The organism is Rhizobium grahamii, from assembly GCF_009498215.1.
Classification (GTDB): Bacteria; Pseudomonadota; Alphaproteobacteria; order Rhizobiales; family Rhizobiaceae; genus Rhizobium; species Rhizobium grahamii_A.
On sequence record NZ_CP043498.1, the window covers coordinates 1,205,928 to 1,224,684 of the forward strand.

General features: G+C 60.3%; 20 protein-coding genes. 18 read left to right on the top strand and 2 right to left on the bottom strand.

Going from position 1 to position 18,757, the window contains the following annotated elements; genetic code table 11:
• Window positions 1-160: 160 nt before the first annotated feature.
• The 15 genes from FZ934_RS06015 to FZ934_RS06085 all read left to right on the top strand — a co-directional run bounded on the left by FZ934_RS06015 (window position 161) and on the right by FZ934_RS06085 (window position 13,147).
• Window positions 161-1,045 (top strand): VOC family protein, encoded by an 885-nt coding sequence (locus FZ934_RS06015; RefSeq protein WP_153270315.1) that lies wholly within the window; start codon window positions 161-163, stop codon window positions 1,043-1,045.
• Window positions 1,042-1,884, top strand: coding sequence for a 3-deoxy-8-phosphooctulonate synthase (kdsA, locus tag FZ934_RS06020; protein WP_153270316.1), 843 nt, complete (start codon window positions 1,042-1,044; stop codon window positions 1,882-1,884). Before FZ934_RS06015 ends, kdsA begins: the two co-directional genes overlap by 4 nt.
• Window positions 1,885-2,025: 141 nt before the next feature.
• The gene (eno, locus tag FZ934_RS06025; protein ID WP_113363066.1) at window positions 2,026-3,300 is read left to right on the top strand and encodes a phosphopyruvate hydratase; all 1,275 of its coding nucleotides are present in this window, start codon (window positions 2,026-2,028) and stop codon (window positions 3,298-3,300) included.
• A 141-nt stretch (window positions 3,301-3,441) separates the two neighbouring features.
• A complete protein-coding gene (locus tag FZ934_RS06030; RefSeq protein ID WP_113363065.1) occupies window positions 3,442-3,762 on the top strand; it encodes an FtsB family cell division protein in 321 nt (106 codons plus the stop codon).
• A gap of 146 nt (window positions 3,763-3,908) precedes the next feature.
• Window positions 3,909-4,955, top strand: a complete 1,047-nt coding sequence (gene pdhA, locus FZ934_RS06035) for a pyruvate dehydrogenase (acetyl-transferring) E1 component subunit alpha (RefSeq protein ID WP_153270317.1) — start codon at window positions 3,909-3,911, stop codon at window positions 4,953-4,955.
• A gap of 17 nt (window positions 4,956-4,972) precedes the next feature.
• Entirely contained in the window at window positions 4,973-6,355 is a 1,383-nt protein-coding gene (locus tag FZ934_RS06040; protein ID WP_153270318.1) for a pyruvate dehydrogenase complex E1 component subunit beta, read from the top strand.
• 18 nt (window positions 6,356-6,373) lie between these two features.
• Window positions 6,374-7,732, top strand: coding sequence for a pyruvate dehydrogenase complex dihydrolipoamide acetyltransferase (locus FZ934_RS06045; protein ID WP_153270319.1), 1,359 nt, complete (start codon window positions 6,374-6,376; stop codon window positions 7,730-7,732).
• A gap of 19 nt (window positions 7,733-7,751) precedes the next feature.
• Window positions 7,752-8,393: an SGNH/GDSL hydrolase family protein gene (locus tag FZ934_RS06050; RefSeq protein WP_153270320.1), complete on the top strand. Its 642-nt coding sequence runs from the start codon at window positions 7,752-7,754 to the stop codon at window positions 8,391-8,393.
• 2 nt (window positions 8,394-8,395) lie between these two features.
• Window positions 8,396-8,977 (top strand): GNAT family N-acetyltransferase, encoded by a 582-nt coding sequence (locus FZ934_RS06055; protein WP_153270321.1) that lies wholly within the window; start codon window positions 8,396-8,398, stop codon window positions 8,975-8,977.
• A gap of 15 nt (window positions 8,978-8,992) precedes the next feature.
• A complete protein-coding gene (lpdA, locus tag FZ934_RS06060; protein ID WP_153270322.1) occupies window positions 8,993-10,438 on the top strand; it encodes a dihydrolipoyl dehydrogenase in 1,446 nt (481 codons plus the stop codon).
• 76 nt (window positions 10,439-10,514) lie between these two features.
• Window positions 10,515-10,769 carry a GlsB/YeaQ/YmgE family stress response membrane protein gene (locus tag FZ934_RS06065; RefSeq protein ID WP_113363058.1) on the top strand — a complete coding sequence of 85 codons (255 nt, stop codon included), beginning with the start codon at window positions 10,515-10,517 and terminating at the stop codon, window positions 10,767-10,769.
• 14 nt (window positions 10,770-10,783) lie between these two features.
• A complete protein-coding gene (locus FZ934_RS06070) occupies window positions 10,784-11,032 on the top strand; it encodes a GlsB/YeaQ/YmgE family stress response membrane protein (RefSeq protein ID WP_153270323.1) in 249 nt (82 codons plus the stop codon).
• Window positions 11,033-11,072: 40 nt separating this feature from the next.
• A complete protein-coding gene (gene lipA, locus FZ934_RS06075; protein WP_153270324.1) occupies window positions 11,073-12,047 on the top strand; it encodes a lipoyl synthase in 975 nt (324 codons plus the stop codon).
• Between the two features lie 74 nt (window positions 12,048-12,121).
• Entirely contained in the window at window positions 12,122-12,694 is a 573-nt protein-coding gene (locus FZ934_RS06080; protein WP_153270325.1) for an AAA family ATPase, read from the top strand.
• Between the two features lie 9 nt (window positions 12,695-12,703).
• On the top strand, window positions 12,704-13,147 hold the full coding sequence (locus FZ934_RS06085; protein WP_113363054.1) for a type II toxin-antitoxin system RatA family toxin: 444 nt from the start codon (window positions 12,704-12,706) through the stop codon (window positions 13,145-13,147).
• Here FZ934_RS06085 and FZ934_RS06090 read toward each other — a convergent pair.
• Entirely contained in the window at window positions 13,138-13,638 is a 501-nt protein-coding gene (locus tag FZ934_RS06090; RefSeq protein ID WP_153270326.1) for a CinA family protein, read from the bottom strand. The two genes, FZ934_RS06085 and FZ934_RS06090, sit on opposite strands and share 10 nt — an antisense overlap.
• Before the next feature lies 1 nt (window position 13,639).
• Window positions 13,640-14,854 (bottom strand): bifunctional 2-C-methyl-D-erythritol 4-phosphate cytidylyltransferase/2-C-methyl-D-erythritol 2,4-cyclodiphosphate synthase, encoded by a 1,215-nt coding sequence (locus FZ934_RS06095; protein ID WP_153270327.1) that lies wholly within the window; start codon window positions 14,852-14,854, stop codon window positions 13,640-13,642.
• Between the two features lie 150 nt (window positions 14,855-15,004).
• On the opposite strand from FZ934_RS06095, the gene dusB reads away from it, so the two are divergent.
• From dusB to ntrC, 3 genes are read left to right on the top strand one after another with little or no spacing between them, the layout of a single operon-like run.
• Window positions 15,005-16,021: a tRNA dihydrouridine synthase DusB gene (dusB, locus tag FZ934_RS06100; RefSeq protein WP_153270328.1), complete on the top strand. Its 1,017-nt coding sequence runs from the start codon at window positions 15,005-15,007 to the stop codon at window positions 16,019-16,021.
• Window positions 16,018-17,172, top strand: coding sequence for a two-component system sensor histidine kinase NtrB (locus FZ934_RS06105; protein WP_113363050.1), 1,155 nt, complete (start codon window positions 16,018-16,020; stop codon window positions 17,170-17,172). The genes dusB and FZ934_RS06105 overlap by 4 nt, the downstream gene beginning before the upstream one ends.
• Window positions 17,169-18,620, top strand: a complete 1,452-nt coding sequence (ntrC, locus tag FZ934_RS06110; protein WP_153270329.1) for a nitrogen regulation protein NR(I) — start codon at window positions 17,169-17,171, stop codon at window positions 18,618-18,620. The genes FZ934_RS06105 and ntrC overlap by 4 nt, the downstream gene beginning before the upstream one ends.
• Window positions 18,621-18,757: the final 137 nt, after the last annotated feature.

Genomic DNA, 18,757 nt, shown 5'->3' on the forward strand with positions numbered 1-18,757 from the left:
ACTATATGTTCCATATGTGTTCTGCAAGTGCCTAAATTTTCGTAAAACTTGCGTCGGACTTGTCCTGTTTTTGCATTTCATTTGCGGGATATCGAAAGCTTGTTGCATTGTTCTGCCATCGGGCGCACACCGATGCTGGTTTTGGAAGGAGGATCTGCCTGTGAGTGAAGCCCATCCTCTTGATCACATCGTCCTGCCGGTGGCCAACATAGGTCTCGCCCGCGAGCGGCTCGGCAAGCTTGGCTTCACCGTGGCGGCTGATGCCCGTCATCCGTTTGGAACGGAAAACGCCTGCGTTTTCTTCGCCGACAAAACATATCTGGAACCACTCGGGATCGCGGACACCGATATTTACGAGACGTCGCTGAAGAAGGGGAACAGTTTCACATCTCGCGATCGGGCATTTCGGTTTCGCTGCGGCGATGAAGGCATGTCCGCGGTCGTTCTCGGCACCTCTGATGCTGACCGCGACCACGCCCGTTTTCAGGCCGACAAGATCAGCGGCGGTGACATGCTTCAGTTTTCCCGTCCGATGAAAATGCCGGATGGGACGGAAACGACAGCTGCCTTTCGGCTTGCTTTTGCGGCCGATCTGAGAGCGCCGGATTTCTTCCTGTTTACCTGCCAGCGGGTCAACCCCTTGCCCGCCGATCGCAAAGCATTGGAAACGCACGATAACGGGGTCACCGGTATTGCCGATATCGTTCTGACGGCGCCCGATCCCAAGGCATTCTCGCTCTTCATGCGGCATGTGTCGTGCTCAGGCGCCGTGCGCGAGGATGCGTTCGGGGTCAGCGTAATCGCGCCGAATGCGCGGGTTTGTATTCTTTCGCCGGATGGGCTCGACGCCTATTTCGATCTTGCGGCTCCCGCTGCGGATCGCGGTCTGCGAGGCGTTGCGATCGTCTTCAAGGTTGGCGATCTCGCCGTGACAGAAGCGCATTTGGCTGCTAACGGGATGACCTACACGCGCAAGAACAATCGAATTCTGGTGAAGGCTGCGCCCGGGCAGGGCGCGCTCTTCGCCTTCGAGGAGAAACGATGAGCCAGACAAATTCCGAAGTCGTGGTTGGCGAAGGCGCCGGCCACGTCTCCTTTTCCAACGCAGGCAAGCTGTCTCTGATCGCCGGGCCCTGCCAGATGGAAAGCCGCGACCATGCGTTCATGATCGCCGGCGTTCTGAAGGAGCTCTGCGACAAGCTCGGCATTGGCCTCGTTTACAAGTCTTCCTTCGACAAGGCGAACCGGACGTCGCTCTCGGCACAGCGCGGCATCGGTCTCGAGACCGCACTCGAGGTGTTCGCTGATCTCAAGAAGGAATACGGCTTCCCTGTCTTGACCGACATTCACACCGAGGAACAATGCGCCGAGGTGGCCACTGTCGTCGACATCCTGCAGATCCCGGCCTTCCTCAGCCGTCAAACCGACCTGCTGGTCGCTGCCGCCAAGACCGGTCGCACCATCAACGTCAAGAAGGGCCAGTTCCTGGCTCCCTGGGACATGAAGAACGTGCTTGCCAAGCTCAACGACAGCGGCAACCCGAACATCCTGCTTTGCGAGCGCGGCGCCTCCTTCGGCTATAACGCACTGGTATCGGATATGCGTTCGCTGCCGATCATGGCGGGCCTTGGCGCTCCCGTGGTGTTCGATGCGACGCATTCGGTGCAGCAGCCGGGCGGGCAGGGTGGTTCCAGCGGCGGTCAGCGCGAGTTCGTCGAGACACTGGCACGCGCCGCCGTGGCTGTCGGCGTCGCGGGTGTGTTCGTCGAGACGCACGAAGATCCAGACAATGCTCCGTCGGATGGTCCGAACATGGTCTATCTCAAGGATATGCCGAGGCTTCTCGAAAAGCTCCTGGCCTTTGACGCCATCGCAAAGGGCTGACGTTCAAAAGACTGACATGTTCGTGTAATAGGCCACGCACGAACATCGCTGCGAAGCATGCGCAAAGCGCCATTGTAATTTGCGCATCTTCGATTAAGACGGATTTCAAACGATTTATCCACCCTCAAGCAGGAAAAGCCGATGACCGCAATTACCGACATTATCGCCCGCGAGATTCTCGACAGCCGTGGCAACCCCACGGTTGAAGTCGATGTCTATCTGGAAGATGGCAGCATGGGCCGTGCGGCTGTTCCGTCGGGCGCGTCGACCGGCGCGCACGAAGCCGTCGAAGTTCGCGATGGTGGCAAGCGCTACCTCGGCAAGGGTGTCGAAAAGGCCGTCGAAGCCGCCAACACGGAAATCTTCGACGCCATCGGCGGCATCGATGCCGAAAACCAGATCCAGATCGACAACATCATGATCGAGCTGGACGGCACGCCGAACAAGTCGCGCCTCGGTGCCAACGCCATCCTCGGCGTATCGCTTGCTGTTGCCAAGGCTGCTGCTCAGGCTGCCGGCCTGCCGCTCTACCGCTACGTCGGTGGCGCTTCGGCTCACCTGCTGCCGGTTCCGATGATGAACATCATCAACGGCGGCGCGCATGCGGATAACCCGATCGACTTCCAGGAATTCATGATCCTTCCGGTTGGCGCTGATTCCATCCGCGAAGCCGTGCGCATGGGCTCGGAAGTCTTCCACGTCCTCAAGAAGGAACTGTCGGCTCAGGGCCACAACACCAACGTCGGCGACGAAGGCGGTTTCGCACCAGGCCTGAAGAGCGCGCCTGAAGCCCTCGACTTCATCATGAAGTCGATCGAGAAAGCCGGCTACAAGCCTGGCGAAGACATCCACCTCGGCCTCGATTGCGCCTCGACGGAATTCTTCAAGGACGGCAAGTACGTCCTCGAAGGCGAAGGCCGCACCCTGGAGCCGGGCGCAATGGCTGAATACCTTGCCCAGCTCGCCGCCCAGTACCCGATCATCTCGATCGAAGACGGCATGGCTGAAGACGACTGGGATGGCTGGAAGGCGCTGACCGATCTGGCCGGCAAGAAGGTTCAGCTGGTCGGCGACGACCTGTTCGTTACCAACTCGGCGCGCCTGCGCGACGGCATCAAGATGGGCGTTGCCAACTCCATCCTCATCAAGGTCAACCAGATCGGCTCGCTGACGGAAACGCTTGATGCCGTCAACACCGCGCACAAGGCAGCCTACACCGCCGTCATGTCGCACCGTTCGGGCGAAACCGAAGATTCGACGATCGCTGATCTCGCGGTTGCGACCAACTGCGGTCAGATCAAGACCGGCTCGCTGTCGCGCTCCGACCGTCTTGCCAAGTACAACCAGCTGATCCGTATCGAAGAAGGCCTCGGCCCGCAGGCGCAGTACGCTGGCCGTTCGATCCTTCGCGGCTAATCGTACCTGATTTCAACAGCTTGGACCCGCGTCTTTCAAAGGCGCGGGTTTTTTCGTGCCTGATTTTTCATAGTCAACGGACAGTTAATCTCTACCCGTTAGTCTTGCTCGCATCGAGGTAATGCGTTCGAGCGTGCGTTTATGTGGACAAAGCATCACAAGAAGAAAAAGATCGGTCGTTTCGTGGTTCCGGCCATGACGGTCGCCTTTCTTTCCTACTTCGGCTATCATTGCATTCACGGTGATTACGGTCTGCGGGCAACCGAAGCGTTCGAGCGCCAGCGGATTACGCGTGAAAAGGAGTTGGCGGTTCTGAAAGGTAAGCGCGAGCATCTTGAAAAGCAGGTCGCGCTGCTGAGCGACGGTTCGATGGACAAGGATATGCTGGACGAAAAAGCGCGTCTTCAGCTTAATGTTTCTCGTGCCGACGAAGTCGTCATATTCAATCATTATTCCAATTAACCGAAATTCAGTTAATCGAAATAAATTCATATTTATCAGTAGTTTACTGGTGAATACGAGCCATGCATTTATGGCATTGCTGTGGCCAAATTTCTTCCCTATGGTGTGCGCCACCAAAGAACCGACAAACCCATAGGGAGGGTTGAATGGCGCCGCGAAAGAACGCGACCGTTTCCAGCCGTAAAACAAGCGCAAAGCCGGCAAACAGGGCATCCAATGGTGGTCCCGTTGCCGATTTCTCGCGTGATGAAGAGCTCAGCGCTTATCGCGACATGCTGCTGATCCGCCGCTTCGAAGAGAAGGCCGGTCAGCTTTACGGCATGGGCTTCATTGGCGGTTTCTGTCACCTTTATATTGGCCAGGAAGCTGTCGTCGTCGGCATGCAGATGGCGCAGAAGGAAGGCGATCAGGTCATCACCGCCTATCGCGATCACGGCCACATGCTGGCAACCGGCATGAGCGCGCGTGGCGTCATGGCCGAGTTGACTGGCCGCCGCGGCGGTTATTCGCGCGGCAAGGGCGGCTCGATGCACATGTTCTCGAAAGAGAAGCATTTCTACGGCGGTCACGGCATCGTCGGTGCTCAGGTCTCGCTCGGAACGGGTCTTGCCTTCGCGAACCGCTATCGTGGCAACGACAGCGTCTCCGTCGCTTACTTCGGTGACGGCGCCGCCAACCAGGGCCAGGTCTACGAGAGCTTCAACATGGCTGCTCTCTGGAAGCTCCCGATCATCTACATCGTCGAAAACAACCGTTACGCCATGGGTACCTCGACCGCCCGTGCAACCGCGCAGTCGAACTACTCGCTCCGCGGCTCGGGCTTCGGCATCCCCGGTATTCAGGTTGACGGTATGGACGTTCGCGCCGTCAAGGCTGCTGCGGACGAAGCCCTCGAGCATTGCCGCTCCGGCAAGGGACCGATCATCCTTGAGATGCTGACCTATCGTTACCGTGGTCACTCGATGTCGGACCCGGCGAAGTACCGCACGAAGGAAGAAGTGCAGAAAATGCGCTCCGAGCAGGATCCGATCGAGCAGGTCAAGGCGCGCCTCATCGAAAAGGGCTGGGCCTCGGAAGACGATCTCAAGGCGATCGACAAGGACGTCCGCGATATCGTAGCCGACAGCGCCGACTTCGCCCAGGCCGATCCGGAGCCGGATGCATCCGAACTCTACACTGACATTCTGCTGTAATCGGGGAGGGTAGACCCATGCCAATCGATATTCTCATGCCCGCCCTCTCTCCGACGATGGAAGAAGGCACGCTTTCCAAGTGGCTCAAGCAGGAAGGCGACACCGTCAAGTCTGGTGACGTAATCGCTGAAATCGAAACCGACAAGGCGACGATGGAAGTCGAAGCCGTCGACGAAGGCGTCATCGGTAAGCTGCTGGTTCCGGCCGGCACTGAAAACGTGAAGGTCAATGCCAAGATCGCGGTCCTGCTTCAGGACGGTGAATCGGCATCCGACATCTCGGCTGCGCCTGCCGCTGCAGCACCAGCTCCGGCTGCTGCGCCTCAGGCCGCTGAAGCGCCTGTCGCCGCTCAGGCTCCGGTTCCGGCTGAACCGAAGGCAGTTGTTCCGAACGATCCGGAAATCCCGGCAGGCACCGAAATGGTCTCCATGACCGTGCGCGAAGCACTTCGCGACGCCATGGCCGAAGAAATGCGCGCCGACGACAACGTCTTCGTCATGGGCGAGGAAGTTGCCGAATACCAGGGCGCCTACAAGGTCACCCAGGGTCTTCTGCAGGAATTCGGCGCTCGCCGCGTCATCGACACCCCGATCACCGAGCACGGCTTTGCCGGCGTCGGCGTCGGCGCTGCGATGTCCGGCCTGAAGCCGATCGTCGAGTTCATGACCTTCAACTTCGCCATGCAGGCGATCGACCAGATCATCAACTCTGCTGCCAAGACGCTCTACATGTCCGGCGGCCAGATGGGCGCTCCGATCGTGTTCCGTGGTCCGAACGGCGCGGCTGCGCGCGTCGGCGCCCAGCACAGCCAGGACTACTCGGCCTGGTACAGCCAGATCCCGGGCCTCAAGGTCGTCATGCCCTACACGGCATCCGACGCCAAGGGCCTGCTCAAGGCCGCCATCCGCGATCCGAACCCGGTCGTCTTCCTAGAGAACGAAATCCTCTACGGTCAGCATTTCGATGTGCCGAAGATGGATAATTTCGTTCTTCCGATCGGGAAGGCCCGCATCCACCGTCCGGGCAAGGACGTCACCATCGTCTCCTTCGGCATCGGCATGACCTATGCGACCAAGGCTGTCGCCGAGCTCGAGAAGATCGGCATCGACGCCGAACTGATCGACCTGCGCACGCTGCGCCCGATGGACCTTCCGACCGTGATCGAATCGGTCAAGAAGACCGGCCGCCTGGTGACTGTCGAGGAAGGCTATCCGCAGAACTCCGTCGGCACAGAAATCGCCACGCGCGTCATGCAGCAGGCCTTCGACTATCTCGATGCGCCGGTTCTGACGATCGCCGGCAAGGACGTTCCGATGCCTTACGCCGCCAACCTCGAGAAGCTCGCTCTGCCGAGTGTCGACGAAGTCGTGCAGGCCGTGAAGGCCGTCTGCTACAAGTAACAAGGGAAGGGTATTTCGATGCCTATCAACATCACGATGCCTGCCCTGTCTCCGACCATGGAAGTGGGCAACCTCGCCAAGTGGCTGGTCAAGGAAGGCGATACGGTCAAATCAGGCGATGTCATCGCCGAGATCGAGACCGACAAGGCGACGATGGAAGTCGAAGCGGTTGACGAGGGCGTTGTTGCCAAGCTCGTCGTTCCTGCCGGCACCGAAGGCGTCAAGGTCAACGCGCTGATTGCCGTTCTCGCCGCTGACGGCGAAGACGTCGCCGCTGCCGCAAGCGGCGCCGGCTCGGCGGCTCCGGCTCCGAAGGCTGCGGAAGCGCCGAAGGCGGAAGCGAAGAGCGAAGCCGCTCCGGCGCCTGCTGCCGCGCCTGCCGCAGCAGCGGCTCCAGCCGCAGCACCTGCTGCTGCATCTGCATCTGCATCTGGAAACCGCACCTTCTCCTCGCCGCTCGCACGTCGTCTGGCCAAGGAAGCCGGTATCGATCTCTCGGCCATCGCCGGCTCCGGCCCGCATGGCCGCGTCGTCAAGAGCGACGTCGAGGCTGCCGTATCGGGCGGCGGCGCAAAGGCTGCTCCGGCTGCCGCAGCATCGCAGGCTGCTGCGTCCGCTCCGGCCGCTGCTCCCAAGGGCGCATCGGACGAGACGGTTCTCAAGCTGTTCGAGCCCGGCTCCTACGAGCTCGTGCCGCATGACGGCATGCGCAAGGTCATTGCCAAGCGCCTGGTCGAATCCAAGCAGACCGTGCCGCACTTCTACGTCACCGTCGATTGCGAGCTCGATGCGCTCATGTCGCTGCGCGCCCAGCTCAACGACGCCGCACCCCGCAAGGATGGTGCCCCGGCCTACAAGCTGTCGGTCAACGACATGGTCATCAAGGCCATGGCGCTTGCCCTTCGCGACGTTCCGGATGCGAACGTCTCCTGGACCGAAGCCAACATGGTCAAGCACAAGCACGCCGATGTCGGCGTTGCCGTGTCGATCCCCGGCGGCCTGATCACCCCGATCATCCGCAAGGCCGAGGAGAAGACCCTGTCGGCGATCTCCAACGAGATGCGCGACCTCGGCAAGCGCGCCAAGGACCGCAAGCTGAAGCCCGAGGAATATCAGGGCGGCACCTCGTCGGTCTCCAACATGGGCATGATGGGCGTCAAGCAGTTCGCTGCCGTCATCAACCCGCCGCACGCAACGATCCTCGCGGTCGGCGCGGGCGAGCAGCGCCCCGTGGTCAAGAACGGTCAGCTGGCTGTCGCTACCGTGATGACGGTTACGCTGTCGACCGACCATCGCTGCGTCGATGGTGCTCTTGGTGCGGAGTTGCTGCAGGCGTTCAAGGGCTACATCGAAAACCCGATGGGTATGCTCGTCTGAGACCGAAGCGGAGGCGGAAATGACGAAGACCGTTCTTTGCTATGGTGACTCGCTGACCTGGGGCTATGACGCCGACACGATCGGACGTCATGCCTACAAGGATCGTTGGCCAAGTGCGCTTCAGGCGGCACTTGGCAACGATGTCAGGATCATCGTTGAAGGATTGAACGGCCGGACCACCGCCTTCGACGACCATCTGGCCGATTGCGACCGGAACGGTGCACGCATCCTGCCGACGATCCTGCAGACGCATGCGCCGCTGGATCTGGTCATTCTGTTGCTTGGCACCAATGACATGAAGCCTGTCGTGGCAGGGTCGGCTTTCGCCGCCTGCCAGGGCATTGCGCGGTTGGTGCGTCTCATCCGCAATCACGCTTGGCCCTTCGAATTCGATGGGCCGGACATCCTGATCGTTGCGCCGCCGAAGATCCGCGAAACGGCGAATGTGCCGTTTGCGGCGTCCTTTGTCGGTGGCATCGAGGAGTCGGCGAAGCTTGCAACCCTCTATCGCGATCTCGCGGACGAGCTCGGCTGCGGATTCTTTGACGGCAACTCCGTGGCGAAGACGACACCGGTGGATGGCATCCATCTCGACGCGGACAATACCCGCGCTCTCGGGCGCGGCATGGAATCGACTGTGCGGATGATGCTGGGGCTTTGAGGATGGGATCCTTCGTTTCGCTTCGTTCCGCGACGCGGGAAGATGCGACGGAGCTGGCTTTACTCACGGATATCGCCTCGCATGGTTTCGCCTCCTGGCTATGGCTCTCGGAGCTCGGAAACGGCGGCGGCGATACGCCGATGGAACGGGGACGGCAAAAGCTGCGCGGCGACCAGGGGCAGGGCAACTGGAGCGACGCGGTAATTGCCGAAGCTTATGGCGAGATCGCGGGAGCTGCGATCGGCTATGGTCTCGGCGAAGGCATACGGAATATCGAGGCGGATCGCCCGGCGCTGAGACCGGTCATCGATCTGCAGAAAATGGTGGTGGGAAGCTGGTTTATCGCAACGCTCGGTGTCTACAGCCATCTGCGTGGCATCGGGATCGGTCGACGGCTTCTCATGGATCAGATTGAACGCGCGGAAAATGCGCCGGTCAGCCTGATTACCGCAGGTTACAACGAGGCGGCTCTGTCGCTTTACAAGAAGAATGGATTTTCGGAGGCGGCGCGAGCGGATGCCGTAGCCTTTTTCGAAACCGGCAGGAAACACGAGTGGGTGCTTCTCACCCGCGACGCCCGATAACAAAGGCAGGAAAACATGGCTGAGAATTACGACGTCATCATCATCGGTTCGGGCCCCGGCGGCTATGTCGCCGCCGTGCGCGCCAGCCAGCTTGGCCTCAAGACCGCGATCGTCGAGCGCGAGCACCTGGGCGGGATCTGCCTGAACTGGGGCTGCATCCCGACGAAGGCGCTGCTGCGCTCGGCCGAGGTTCTCGACCACGCAAACCACGCCAAGGATTACGGCCTCGTCCTCGAGGGCAAGATGTCGGCCGACGTCAAGGCTGTCGTCGCCCGCTCGCGCGGCGTCTCGGCGCGGCTGAACGGCGGTGTCGGCTTCCTGATGAAAAAGAACAAGGTCGATGTGATCTGGGGCGAAGCCACGATCACCAAGCCAGGCGAGATCGTCGTCGGCAAGTCCTCCAAGCCCGTCGTAGAGCCGCAGAACCCGGTTCCGAAGAACATCAAGGGCGAGGGCACCTACAATGCCAAGCACATCATCATCGCCACAGGCGCCCGCCCGCGCGCGCTGCCGGGCATCGAGCCCGATGGCAAGCTGATCTGGACCTATTTCGAGGCGATGAAGCCGGCAGCGCTGCCGAAGTCGCTGATCGTCATGGGCTCGGGTGCGATCGGTATCGAATTCGCCAGCTTCTACCGCTCGATGGGCGTCGACGTCACCGTCGTCGAGGTTATGCCGACGATCATGCCGGTCGAGGACGTCGAAGTCACGGCGATCGCCCGCAAGCAGCTCGAAAAGCGCGGCATGAAGATCATCACCAGCGCCAAGATCACCAAGGTCGAGAAGGCCGCCGACAGCATCACCGCGCATGTCGAGACAGCGGATGGCAAGGTCCAGCAGATCGTTGCTGACCGCATGATCTCGGCCGTCGGCGTGCAGGGCAACATCGAAAATCTCGGCCTCGAAGCCGTTGGCGTCAAGACGGATCGCGGTTGCGTCGTCATCGACGGCTACGGCAAGACCAACATCGCCGGCATCTATGCCATCGGCGACGTCGCCGGCCCGCCGATGCTTGCGCACAAGGCCGAGCATGAGGGCGTCGTCTGCGTCGAAAAGATCGCCGGCCTGCCGAACGTCCACCCGACCGACAAGGGCAAGGTTCCCGGCTGCACCTACTGCCACCCGCAGGTCGCCTCCGTCGGTCTCACGGAAGCCAAGGCCAAGGAATTGGGCCGCGACATCCGCGTCGGCCGCTTCTCCTTTGCCGCCAACGGCAAGGCGATCGCGCTCGGTGAGGACCAGGGCCTCTGCAAGGTGATCTTCGACAAGAAGACCGGCGAACTGCTCGGCGCCCACATGGTCGGCGCCGAAGTCACCGAACTGATCCAGGGCTTCGTCGTCGCCATGAACCTGGAGACGACCGAGGAAGAACTGATGCACACCATCTTCCCGCATCCGACTGTTTCCGAAACGATGAAGGAAGCGGTTCTGGATGCCTATGGTCGTGTCCTGAACGCTTGATAATTTTCTTCGCCGCTCTCTATGACGGATTGGATCACATCCGATCCCGGACTGGAAAAAGCGAAAGGAAATCATCATGTCTATGGGTACGCAGGCACTGCTTATCTTCCTCCTGATCGGTCTGGTCGCGGGGTTCCTCGCCAGCCTGATCGTCGGCGGAGGCGGATTGATACGGTGCCTGCTGAGCGGCATCATCGGTGCGTTTGTTGGAGGCTTTCTCTTCAACGCGCTCGGCATATCGCTCGGTATCGATAATGCGCTTGTGGTGCAGATCATTCATGCCACGGTCGGTGCCATCATCGTGGTTCTGATCGCAAGGGCGATAGCGTAAGGGGCGAGGGCAGGATGGACGGCGTAGGCTTGATCGCAACGATCATCATTGGCGGCCTTGCGGGTTGGCTGGCAGGCATTCTGATGAGCATCCGCTTCGGTGTTCTGATGAACATCATCATCGGCATTGTCGGCGCAGTGCTCGCAAGCGCGATCTTCGCTCGTGCGGGCATCTATGTCGCCAGCGGTTGGCTGGGTTACCTTGTGACGGGTTTCGTCGGCTCGTGCATCTTGCTATTTATGGCAAAACTCGTCAGACGCTGACGAAGACGGCCGCGTCCGGCGGTTTGAAGGCAGGTTATTGATGGTAACTATTCTCGACAGGATCAATCCAGACGCTGAAAAGCGCGTGCGTCACCCGGAGAAGGCCCATAAGCCCGATCAGGAAGTCATGCGCAAGCCGGATTGGATCCGCGTCAAGGCGCCGACCTCCAAGGGCTACGCCGAGACCCGCTCGATCGTGAAGGAGCACAAGCTCGTCACCGTCTGCGAGGAGGCCGGCTGCCCCAATATCGGCGAGTGCTGGGACAAGAAGCACGCGACCTTCATGATCATGGGCGAGATCTGTACCCGCGCCTGTGCCTTCTGCAATGTCTCGACCGGCAAGCCGAATGCACTCGATATGGCCGAGCCCGAGAACGTCGCCAAGGCCGTCAAGCAGATGGGCCTCAGCCATGTGGTCATCACGTCGGTTGACCGCGACGACCTGGAAGACGGTGGTGCCGAGCACTTCGAGAAGGTGATCTGGGCGATCCGCGCTGCATCGCCTGCGACGACTATCGAAATCCTGACGCCCGACTTCCTGAAGAAGCCCGGTGCTCTCGAGCGCGTCGTTGCAGCCAAGCCCGATGTCTTCAACCACAACATGGAGACCGTGCCGGGCAACTACCTGACCGTTCGCCCAGGCGCACGCTATTTCCACTCCATCCGCCTGCTGCAGCGCGTGAAGGAACTGGATCCAACCATGTTCACCAAGTCGGGCATCATGGTCGGCCTCGGCGAAGAGCGAAACGAAGTGCTGCAGTTGATGGACGACCTGCGCACTGCCGACGTCGACTTCCTGACGATCGGCCAATACCTGCAGCCGACCCGCAAGCACCACAAGGTCATGAGCTTCGTCACGCCTGACGAATTCAAGTCCTACGAGACGGTTGCCTACACCAAAGGCTTCCTGATGGTGGCTTCGAGCCCGCTGACCCGTTCGTCACATCATGCCGGCGATGATTTCGCCCGCCTCAAGGCCGCGCGCGAGAAAAAGCTGCTGATCGCAGCGGAATAATCAACGAGCGCTTGCAATTTTCGAAAGCCGCGGCGATTTTCCCGCGGCTTTTTTGTTTGCGGAGGCGAAGAGAAATGCCGGCTTACATCGAGGATACGCGGAAAGCCGCGGGCCTGCTCAGGCAGTCCGCGCGCATCATGATCATCGGCTGCTCCGGCGGCGGCAAGAGCACTTTGTCGCGAAAGGTCAGTCGTAGGCTCGATCTTCCTTATTTCTCGATGGACAAGGAGTTCTTCTGGCTTCCGGGTTGGATCAAGCGCTCGAAGGACGAAGAGCGTCGCCTGATCACCGAAGTTGTCGCGGGCGAACGTTGGCTGATGGACGGAACCGGTCCGTCGACCTTCGACCTTCGTCTCCCGCGTGCCGAGCTTGTTGTCTGGGTTCGAATGCCGCGCTGGCTTTGCTTGTGGGGCATCTGCAAACGCGCATTCTTCCATTTTGGCAGGACAAGGCCCGATATGGCGCCCGGCTGCGTGGAGCGCCTACCGGACCGGGAGTTCCTGACTTACATCTGGACATTCGAGAAGCGCCTTACGCCTCTGGTAATCGCCGGACTCGACAGGCATGGGCCTGATGTCCCCGTTTTTCAGCTGAAAAGCCGCCGCGAGGTAAACCATCTTCTTGATCTTCTCGGCGCTCCAACTTAACTGCCGGTCATGCCTCAGTTCGAAACGCATCGCCCCGTCCCGCATTCCGCCGATCAGATGTTCGACCTCGTCGCCGACGTCGAGCACTATCCGCAATTCCTTCCGCTCTGCGAGGCGCTGAGCATCCGCAGCCGCAAGGAACGTGACGGCAAGGTTCTGCTGATCGCCGACATGACCGTCGGCTACAAGGCGATCCGCGAGACCTTCACGACGCAGGTGCTGTTGAACCGGGCTGAACGCGTCATCGAGGTCAAATATATCGACGGGCCATTCCGTTATCTCGACAATCGCTGGCGCTTCGAGGATACGGCTACGGGCAGCAACGTCCACTTCTTCATCGATTACGAGTTCAAGAGCCGTATCCTCGGCGCGGTCATGGGCTCGATGTTCGATCGCGCCTTCCGCATGTTCTCGGAAGCCTTCGAAACGCGGGCGACAAAAATCTACGGCTGAGCCAGTTCCCGGATCATGCTGAGCGCGGTTCTGACTGTCGCGAGACGCACTTCGGCGCGACCGATGTCGCCATAGAGCATCTTCCGATGAAGGAGGCCGCCTGTACGCGACTTGGCGGCGAGGTGGACCAGTCCGACCGGCTTTTGAGCCGATCCGCCGCCAGGTCCCGCGATGCCGGTAACAGCGACCGCAATGGCTGCGCGGGAGCGGAAGAGGGCCCCATGCACCATCTGCCGCGCCGTCTCTTCCGAGACTGCGCCGAACCGGATCAGCGTCTCCTCCTGCACGCCAAGCATCTCCATCTTGGCGGTGTTCGTGTAGGTGACGAAACCCCTGTCCACGACGGCCGACGATCCTGAAATCTCGGTCAGGACGCCGGCTATCAGCCCGCCAGTACAGGACTCCGCCGTCGACACCATCAGGCCCGAGGCTGCGAAGTCGCGAATGATTGCCTCTGCGTGCGCGATGATATCGTCTGGGAAGATACTCATATCAGAGGCTCCGATAGACGACAGTCGCGGTGGCGATCGCCGCGATACCCTCGCGCCGGCCGACGAAGCCGATCGTCTCGTTCGTCGTTGCCTTTACCGAGCAGCGGTCGATGGTGATGCCAAGAAATTCGGACAGCTTGGCGCGCATCTCGTCGCGATGCGGCCCGACCTTCGGCGCCTCGGCGATCAGCGACACGTCGGCATTCATGATCGTTCCGCCGCGTTCGCGTACGATCTTTGCTGCGTGCTCGATGAAGATGCGCGACGGCGCACCTTTCCATTGCGGATCCGACGGCGGAAAATGATCACCGATATCGCCGGCGCCGCAAGTGGCGAGCAGCGCGTCCGTCAAAGCGTGCAGCGCCACGTCCGCGTCGGAGTGGCCTTTCAGCGTTTGGTCGTGCGGAATGAAGACGCCGCAGAGCGTCACGCCGTCGCCAGGCACGAGTTGGTGGACGTCGTAACCGTTGCCGGTGCGCACATCCGGAAGGGCGGTGAGGGAGAGTCGTTCGTCAGCCATTGCAATGTCACGCTTCACTGTGAGTTTCACGTTGTCGACGCTGCCGTCGACGATCTTGACCGGAATACCGGCCCACTCCGCGATTGCGGCGTCATCGGTAAAGTCCGTCTTCCTTGCTGCAGCCGCGTCTTCATGGGCGGCGAGGATCTTATTGTACTTGAAGGATTGCGGTGTCTGCGCCGCATAGAGACGTGTCCGCGGGACTGTATCTACGACAGCGCCGTTCTCGTCCGACCGCTTCAGCGTATCCGCAACGGGAATTGCCGGCAGCACGGCCGGCGTACCTGCGGAAAGCGCCTCGGCAATGCGCTCCAGCAGGGCGAGGTCAAAGAATGGCCGGACGGCATCGTGGATGAGGACGTCGGTTACATCCTTGCCCCTCAACGCACGCAAGCCGGCAAGCACCGACTGCTGCCGCGTCGCCCCACCGTGAACGGTAGAGATATCAGCACCATCCTCTACAAAGCTCAGCGCGTTTGCGAACAGAGTCTCGTCGTCGGGATGAATGACCACAACGATGTGGGTGGTCGATGGCCAGCGCCGGAACATCTCGAGCGTATGAGCGATGACCGGCTTTCCACCGATCGAACGGTATTGCTTGGGGCCCTCGAACGACGCGCCCGCACGTTCGCCGCGGCCGGCGGCAACCACGACAATCCCCGCCGATATCGGTTGCTTTTGATGCATTTGCGGCATAAATCCCCAGAAAATGGAATGCTTTGCATAGGTGCTCTAACGGCTTGGCGCACCGATTTCCAGCATCTGCCCGAAAAATGTCAATTCGAGCGCAGCCCTCTTGGCAAGCCTCTCAAACCTGTCTAAAAATAATGCACGAAAACGGCGTGCCTGAAAGATAATCAATTGTCTGACATAGACCTCGCATCCCCTCTGCGGATCGGAAATGTAGGTATTCGCAATCGCGTCGTCCTGGCACCCATGTCCGGCGTTACAGATATGCCTTTCCGTCAGCTGGCCTGGCGTTACGGCGCTGGCCTTGTTGTCACCGAGATGGTGGCAAGTCGCGAACTCGTCAACAGCACCTCGGAATCGTGGGCGCGGCTTGAGGCCGCCGGCTTTCGGCCGCACATGGTCCAGCTTGCCGGGCGCGAGGCGCATTGGATGGCGGAGGCGGCGAAGATCGCTGCCGACCACGGCGCGGATATCATTGACATCAACATGGGATGCCCGGCGAAAAAGGTCATCGGCGGCTATTCCGGCTCAGCGTTAATGCGCGACCCTGATCATGCGCTTCAGTTGATTGAAGCGACCGTGAAGGCGGTCGACGTGCCAGTCACGTTGAAGATGCGACTGGGTTGGGACGAAAATTCGCTAAATGCGCCTGATATCGCCAAACGTGCCGAAGACGCAGGCGTTCAGTTGATCACGATCCATGGTCGGACGCGTATGCAGTTTTACGAGGGGCGTGCCGATTGGGACGCGATCCGCGCCGTCCGCGATGTCATTTCCGTACCGCTCGTCGCCAATGGCGACGTCGAAACCGTGCAGGACGCCAAGGAAATATTGCGCCGCTCGGGAGCAGACGCAGTGATGATCGGACGCGGCAGTCAGGGGCGTCCCTGGCACGTCGGCGCCATCGCGGGCGCGAAAGCACCGGCGTCGGCCGATATTCCCTCTATTGTCATCGAGCACTACCGGATGATGATCGAGTTCTACGGCGCAGCGGTTGCCGTCAGGCACGCACGCAAGCATCTCGGCTGGTATCTGGACCGCTTTGCGCCTGCGCTGCCTCAGGATGAGAAGGCGGCAATCATGACCGCGCGCGACCAGAAAGAGGTCGTCGAGCGTCTGGAGCACGCCTTTACATCCACGGCACCGAACACAAGAACGCAGGAGGCTGCATGACATCCGATGTGCCGTTCTCTGCCGATCAGGGCGGCAGTTCAGTCGCCATGGCCGTGCTTAACGCCATTCAGAACCCCGTGGTGATGGTCAATGACGCGGGCCTTGTGTCCTTTGCGAACTGGGAAGCGGAGGCCTTCTTTGGAGCCAGCGCCTCTCATCTTGCCCGATACAAGATTTCGACCTTCATTCCTTTCGGAAGCCCGCTTCTGGCATTGATCGACCAGGTCCGCGAACGCAGAGCGCCGATCAGCGAGTATCGCGTCGATCTCAGTTCGCCTCGTTTGGGCCAGGACAAGCTGGTCGACATCTATGTCGCGCCTGTCATCAGCGAGCCCGGCTGCGTCGTGATCGTCTTCCAGGAGCGCTCGATGGCCGACAAGATCGATCGCCAGCTGACGCATCGTGCGGCCGCGCGTTCGGTAACCGGTCTTGCGTCCATGCTTGCGCACGAAATCAAGAATCCGCTGTCAGGCATTCGCGGCGCGGCCCAGCTTCTTGAGCAGTCGGTGATCGATGATGATCGGGCACTGACACGCTTGATCTGCGACGAGACCGACAGAATCGTGTCGCTTGTCGATCGCATGGAGGTCTTCTCGGATGAACGCCCTGTCGATCGCGTGCCCGTCAACATTCACTCGGTGCTCGATCATGTGAAGGCGGTGGCGAAGGCAGGATTTGCCCGTCATTTACGTATCACAGAAAACTACGATCCTTCGCTGCCCTCCGTCTATGCGAATCGCGATCAGCTCGTCCAAGTGTTTCTCAACCTCGTCAAGAACGCCGCAGAAGCGATCGGCGACCGGCCGGACGGTGAGATCGTCCTGACGACGGCTTATCGTCCAGGCATCCGCCTTTCGGTGGCGGGCACGCGTGAGAAGATCTCGTTGCCGTTGGAGTTCTGCGTGCAGGACAACGGCCCGGGTGTTCCGTCCGATCTTCTGCCGCACCTGTTTGATCCATTTATTACGACGAAGACCAACGGCAGCGGTCTGGGCCTCGCACTTGTCGCCAAGATCATTGGTGATCATGGCGGCATTATCGAGTGCGACAGCCAGAGCAATCGCACGACGTTCCGTGTTCTCATGCCTGCTTCCAAGGATGCGTCGCTTGAAGACGCAACAATCAAAACTCCCACAGGACCTTCTCGATGACAGCAACGATCCTCGTCGCAGATGATGATGCGGCAATTCGTACAGTGCTTAATCAGGCCTTGAGCCGTGCCGGCTATGACGTACGCATTACCTCGAATGCCGCGACGCTGTGGCGTTGGGTATCGGCGGGCGAGGGCGATCTCGTCGTCACCGATGTCGTGATGCCTGATGAAAATGCTTTCGATCTTCTGCCACGCATCAAGAAGGCACGGCCGGATCTGCCGGTTCTCGTTATGAGCGCGCAGAACACGTTCATGACCGCGATCAAGGCTTCAGAAAAGGGAGCCTACGACTACCTCCCGAAGCCGTTCGACCTGACAGAGTTGATCGGCATCATCGGTCGGGCGCTGGCTGAGCCGAAGCGTAAGCCGGCGAAGCTTGACGAAGACATGCAGGATGGCATGCCGCTGGTCGGTCGCTCTGCCGCCATGCAGGAAATCTATCGCGTCCTTGCGCGCCTGATGCAGACCGACCTGACGCTGATGATCACAGGCGAGTCCGGTACCGGCAAGGAACTGGTGGCACGCGCGCTCCACGATTACGGCAAGCGGCGCAATGGGCCGTTCGTCGCCATCAACATGGCGGCCATTCCGCGCGATCTGATCGAGTCGGAGCTTTTCGGCCATGAGAAGGGCGCCTTCACCGGCGCGCAGACACGCTCCACCGGGCGTTTCGAGCAGGCCGAGGGCGGCACGTTGTTCCTCGACGAAATCGGCGACATGCCGATGGACGCCCAGACGCGCCTTCTGCGCGTTCTGCAGCAGGGCGAATATACGACCGTTGGCGGTCGCACACCGATCCGCACCGACGTCCGCATCGTTGCTGCGACCAACAAGGATCTGAAGCAGGCCATCAACCAGGGTCTCTTCCGCGAGGATCTCTACTATCGCCTCAACGTCGTACCGCTTCGCTTGCCGCCTCTTCGCGACCGCGCCGAGGATATTCCAGACCTCGTCCGTCACTTCATCCAGCAGGCGGAGAAGGAAGGTCTGGGCACGAAGCGTTTCGATCAGGAAGCGCTGGATCTGATGAAGGCCTATGCTTGGCCGGGTAACGTTCGCGAGCTTGAGAACCTTATTCGTCGTTTGATGGCGCTTTATCCACAGGACGTCATCTCCCGCGAAATCATCGAGGCAGAGCTTCGCTCCGACGTGCCCGACAGCCCGATCGAGAAGGGCCCGATCCCGAACGGCAGCATGACCATCTCCCAGGCGGTAGAGGAGAACATGCGCACCTATTTCGCAGGATTCGGCGAGAATTTGCCGCCTCCCGGTCTTTATGACCGCGTTCTGACGGAGATGGAGTATCCGCTGATTCTAGCCGCGCTGACGGCGACGCGAGGCAACCAGATCAAGGCTGCCGATCTGCTTGGTCTAAATCGCAATACGTTGCGAAAGAAGATCAGGGAGCTTGGTGTTTCCGTCTACAGAAGCTCCCGCAGCGCTTGACAATGTGACAAGGTGCGTTGCATTTTCGCCACATTGCGTTGCTTATAAGTCACGCAAGGGGTTGCGTTCCAGCGACTAGTCCGGCCTCCGAGGTTCTCGCTCAAAATTACTTTGAGCCGAGGCGGTTGCGCAGTTGC